This is a genomic window from Janthinobacterium sp. BHSEK (assembly GCF_056174685.1).
This window is the reverse complement of the sequence record NZ_JBWBYV010000119.1, coordinates 1-4,859: the sequence shown is the minus strand read 5'-3', so window position 1 is coordinate 4,859 and position 4,859 is coordinate 1. Positions and strand designations below refer to the sequence as shown.

Here is a 4,859-nt window from a genome sequence, read left to right as displayed (position 1 = left end):
GTGCCATGTAGTGCCAATCGTGATTGCACCTCCACCGCCGGCACGCAGAATCCCTGATCTCATCGAGCGCTTCAGGCAGATGAAGGGCCAGTTTATCGTAACCAACTGTGCCGTCATAGTGGGCCTCTACGAGCACATCCAATCGCGCTGTGTCGCTGTCGATGGTGACACGTGGGTTGGTCACGGAGTGAGTCGTATCCAACGTCGCGAGAGAGGCGGTGAGGGCAGCAACGATATAGTCTCTACCCTCGATCACCGGATATTCAAACCCGGCCTTGGCGGCAGCTGGGCGAAAGTCCGACATGGCATTTTCTGCCAGTGCGGACGATAGAAGGTTCTTGTCTCGAAGGTCGATGCCAGCGGCGAAGCGGTACAGAGTATCGACTACCGCAAGCTGGTCTGCGACCTCGTTGGCAAGTGATGGTGACATGGTCATAAGTAATTCCTTTGCTGAACCGGCGGCTTGCGAAATGCAGCCAGTCCCGGCATCGGCACCCTTGAAGGCACCTATCATTGTTTTCTCTAATGGTTACTCGAGATCGGCGTCGATGCGTTCGATCAGACCGGCGGCGTTGGCCTGGATTCGGAGAGACCCAATCTCGTGGCCAAAGGTGCCGGTGAAGTCAACGCGAACAAGCGCCACCAGGTTGTGTGGTTGCTCTAGCGACAACAACTTGCTCGCAGTGTTATAACCGACGAAGAATTGTTCGAGGTAGCGACGAATACCTTCGATGCCGGCGAAAACATTGCCAACCGAAACGTCTTCGATGACCGCATCGGACGTGAAGAGAGCCAACGTTCCCTCGACGTCAAAGGCATTGGCGAGCCGTATAAATTGATTAATTAGCTTTTCCATGGAATGCTCCTCAAGCATCGACGATCGTGGTGTCGGCGATGGTCTCGGCAAAACCATTGCCGAAAAGCATTGCAGGGGTCTGAAAACCAGAACGGTACTCGCCGCCGAGAACGCGCCGTCCTGTCTCGGCGGCGGCAGTAGCGGTGAACGTGTAGCCGTTGACTGTGTCGAGCACCGAGCGGACAACACTGCCATCTGAACTGGTGACCTCGGCGACGGCCTGATAACGATGGGCCAACCGTTCCTGCTCACTCGGCCCATCCGGCAGTGCCGAGAGATCACCTTGAGGGAATCCGTCACCGGTAACGTGGACGAACGTTTCAATGTCAGGAATGCCAGTTGACTTCCAGATCGTAATCAGATCGGGAAGGGTGACCTGAAAGCAATCCACTGCCCCCTTGCCAAAGTCGAGTTTTCGGACCGCTCCGTGCGGCCGCACAACCAGCCCTCCGCCGTGGCGCGCAAGCGTCTCTGCGGTGACGCTGCCCATGGCGCTGACGGCCGAGCCTCGCGACAAACCACCTGATACATGCATGGCCACTTGAATGCTCGATGGATTATTTGCCTTTGCGACGGCGTGTCCGGCAAGGCAGCCCAGCATTGCCACGCTGCCGCCACTGCCCAGCAGTAGCATCACACCTGCGGCTTTAGCCTCGCCGTCGAGCACTTCGGCCAGACGATAGCTGTCGAGTTCTGCGGCGACGTCAAGATAGTGCACACCTTGGCGAATACAGGCTTGCATCAGAACATTGGCAGTCCTTGCGAACGGACCTGCGCAATTGAGGAGGACACCGACATCGCCGAGTGATGATTCAACCAGTGCGGTGTCTTCGAGTGCGAAAACGCGGTACTCCAGGCCGAGCATCGCGGACATTGAAACGAGCGTCGCCTCATTACGTCCAGCAAGGATAAGCGGCGTTTCTGCCGCTACGGCGTACTGCGCCGCCATGCGGCCGGTGTAGCCGGTCGCGCCATAAATCATTAATTTCTTCATATCAGTGCTGCCATTCCTTGTAGACGAATTCCAGGCTATAGCCATCCGGGTCGCGCACCTGCGCGGCGTAATAGCGTGGGTCATAGTGCAACTGCGGTCCGGGCGGATGGATTTCGGTGGCGCCGGCGGCCATCGCCGCGGAAAAGGCCGCGTCGACCATGCGCTGGCTATTGGCGACGAAGCCCACATGGGCGGCGCGGCCGTCCACCGTGCCTTCGCGCAGCCAGAAGAACACGCGGCCGTTGGCGCCGAAACCCTTCAGGTCCGGGTGACCTGCCGGGCCTTGGCGGCCGTCGTAGTCAAGTGCATGGGCAATGCCCAGCGGCGCCAGTGCTTTTTCGTAAAAGGCAATCGAGCAAGCGATATCGCTGACGCAGATAAAAACGTGATCGAGCATGATGCGTTCTCCTTGATTCAGATGATGTAGCCACCCGCGACTTCGATGTTCTGAGCATTGATCCAGCGGTTCTCATGGGACAGCAAGCTGGCGATAACACCGCCGACTTCTTCCGGCTCACCGACCCGGCCGAGCGCCGTTTGGTCCGCCAGCATAGCCTCGAATTCCGGTGTCAGTCCACCGCCCAGCTCAGTACGGATCGCACCCGGCGCGATCGAGTTGGCCCGAATGCGGCGCGCGCCAAATTCCTTGGCCATGTAGCGCGTAAGTACCTCCAGACCACCCTTGAAAGCGGCATACGGCGCCACGCCAGCCGTAGCTACCCGGCTCGTTGCGCTGGTGATGTTGACCAGGTGGCCGCCGTCCTCGATGAGCGGCAGCAGCGCCTGAGTCAGGAAAAACGGCCCCTTGAGGTGGATGTTGAACAGACCGTCGAACTGCGCCTCGGAGACTTCAGTGATCGGCGCATACAGCCCGTGGCCGGCGTTGTTGACAAGGAAGTCGAAGCTGTTTCGGCCCCAGACGGCGGCCAGCTGGCCAGACAACGCCTGGCGGAAATCGGCGAACGATTGGATGTTGCCAACGTCCAGCTTCAGCGCAACCGCCTTTCCGCCCATCCCGGTGATGGCTTGCACGACCGCTTCCGCTTTTTCCGGATTGCTGTTGTAAGTGACGACCACGCCCATGCCGCGCTTGGCGCATTCCAGTGCAGTGCTGGCGCCGATACCACGGCTGCTGCCTGTCACGATGACAATCTTCATTCGATTCCTCCAGTAGATTAGTGAGATCCATGGTAAGACTGCCGCCAGCAACGGACTCACCCGATCCTCCTCAATACTTGCCTATTTCTGCTTTCCCATTGCATCCGGGGATGGCCCCTGTTAGGGTTTCAACATGGAACAGCAAATGCAAGAATTGAGAGCGCTGGCCGCAGGGGCCGAGAATCGCCGCACCGAAACCGGCATCCCACGTGTCGCCATGGTGCAGGGCGAGATTCCGGAGCATCTGCTTGCTGCCGTCTACGATCCAATGGTCAACTTGATACTGACGGGATCGAAAACGATGACGATTGGCGACCGCACTTTTCATTATGATCCGGCCACCTACTTTGTGATGTCAGTGGATCTCCCTGCAGTGGGTGCTGTACATCCTGCCGCGACAGGCGAACCGTATCTGGCTGTTAGCTTGACGCTTGATCCCGCTATCGTCGCTGCGCTTATCCGTGACTTGCCGGTGCGGGTATGTAGTACGCTGTTTGGTTCAGGATTCTCGGTTGCGCCGGTCAATGGTGAGCTGCTCGACGCGTGGATCCGTATGCTGCGACTAATGGAACGGCCGGACGAGATAGCAGTCCTCGCTCCTGCTTATGAGCGTGAGATATTGTTTCGTGTGCTTCAGGGGCCTCTTGGTTGGATGCTACGAGACATTGCATCGCCTGACACGGCACTTTCACGTATTAGTGTGGCAATCAACTGGATACGTCGTAACTTTACCGAACAGATAAAGGTGGAGGCACTCGCTGAGATGGCGGCGTTCAGCGTTTCTGCATTCCATCGCCATTTTAAAGCGGTGACGGCATTGAGCCCGTTACAATATCAAAAACGTCTACGTTTGTTACATGCGCGCTCACAACTCATCTCCGGCCAAGGCAGCGCAACTTCGATTGCGTTCAGTGTTGGCTACGAGAGCCCTAATCAGTTCAGCCGGGAATATGCTCGCTTGTTCGGCCTGCCACCTTCTAGAGATCTTGTGAAAGCCACCCGAGAACTGCGGGGGGAATAGTAATCGCGCCGACAACCCTGGATGTCTGGCAGGCTTGGTCTTGGTCTATCAGCTGGTGATTTAAAATTGCTCTCACCAAGCGGTTAGTCGGTCACCAGCCATTTGAAGGTCGGATCAATACGCTGCTGGGCTTACGCTTTTGCTTAAGCGGCCATGGCAAGCTTCTGTTTTGGCGTGACACCGTCTGGTGCCATGTCGCGCCGGCCATGAGCGCAACTCCACCGCGAATGCCCAAAGTCCCCCTCTGGCCGCGCGCACGAAGCAGATGACGGGCTAGTTTATCGTAGCCAACTGTGCTGCTATAGCGCGCAAAAGCAAGCGCTCTGCTGCTGCCTCGATCAGATAAACCATCCTGCGCCGGCAGTTATGGCTAGGGAAGGCCAGCTTTTGCTAGCGCGCGGTTGAAGTCTCTGCAGGGCAGGGGAAATAGACAGGCCAGACCCGATCTAGCCGGGGGGACGGGGCGGCGAAGAAGAAAATGGCGGGACAGGAGCAAGCCTGGGCCACCGGCACGCTCAAGACGCTGGAGCATCTTTACAAGAGCAAGCACGGCGCCAAGCGGGCGGCGAATCTGGCGTGGGAGCACATCAAGGAAGTACGCGAGATCATTCGGGAGAACAGCGAAGAAGCAGGGAAGACGGTGGAAACGGCTTCCAAAGCGTAGACCTGATGAATTACAGGAGGATCACCGTTGACAGGGGATTTGTGTAGTAGTCAGACGCTCACCAACACTCCTATCCAGTATCCTCACTACTGCTGAACAGTCACCTAGTTTAGGAGTAATCCTATTTGCCGGATGAGAGTCCCGCCATACGATTAGATCGTGGGTG

General features: G+C 57.6%; 7 protein-coding genes. 2 read left to right on the top strand and 5 right to left on the bottom strand.

Annotated elements, in window-relative coordinates:
* The 5 genes from AC0V2Y_RS26980 to AC0V2Y_RS26960 form a co-directional block, all read right to left on the bottom strand.
* A partial coding sequence (locus AC0V2Y_RS26980; protein ID WP_475418407.1) for a nuclear transport factor 2 family protein occupies positions 1 to 514 on the bottom strand: 514 nt, incomplete at its 3' end.
* A gap of 15 nt (positions 515 to 529) precedes the next feature.
* Positions 530 to 856, bottom strand: coding sequence for a nuclear transport factor 2 family protein (locus tag AC0V2Y_RS26975; RefSeq protein WP_475417982.1), 327 nt, complete (start codon positions 854 to 856; stop codon positions 530 to 532).
* Between the two features lie 10 nt (positions 857 to 866).
* Positions 867 to 1,850, bottom strand: a complete 984-nt coding sequence (locus AC0V2Y_RS26970; RefSeq protein ID WP_475417981.1) for a saccharopine dehydrogenase family protein — start codon at positions 1,848 to 1,850, stop codon at positions 867 to 869.
* Between the two features lies 1 nt (position 1,851).
* On the bottom strand, positions 1,852 to 2,247 hold the full coding sequence (locus AC0V2Y_RS26965; protein ID WP_475417980.1) for a VOC family protein: 396 nt from the start codon (positions 2,245 to 2,247) through the stop codon (positions 1,852 to 1,854).
* Between the two features lie 17 nt (positions 2,248 to 2,264).
* A complete protein-coding gene (locus tag AC0V2Y_RS26960; RefSeq protein ID WP_475417979.1) occupies positions 2,265 to 3,008 on the bottom strand; it encodes an SDR family NAD(P)-dependent oxidoreductase in 744 nt (247 codons plus the stop codon).
* 133 nt (positions 3,009 to 3,141) lie between these two features.
* On the opposite strand from AC0V2Y_RS26960, the gene AC0V2Y_RS26955 reads away from it, so the two are divergent.
* Together AC0V2Y_RS26955 and AC0V2Y_RS26950 are read left to right on the top strand one after the other, a co-directional pair.
* Positions 3,142 to 4,029 carry an AraC family transcriptional regulator gene (locus tag AC0V2Y_RS26955; protein ID WP_475417978.1) on the top strand — a complete coding sequence of 296 codons (888 nt, stop codon included), beginning with the start codon at positions 3,142 to 3,144 and terminating at the stop codon, positions 4,027 to 4,029.
* 478 nt (positions 4,030 to 4,507) lie between these two features.
* Complete coding sequence (locus tag AC0V2Y_RS26950) at positions 4,508 to 4,693, top strand: hypothetical protein (RefSeq protein ID WP_475417977.1); 186 nt, start codon at positions 4,508 to 4,510, stop codon at positions 4,691 to 4,693.
* Positions 4,694 to 4,859: the final 166 nt, after the last annotated feature.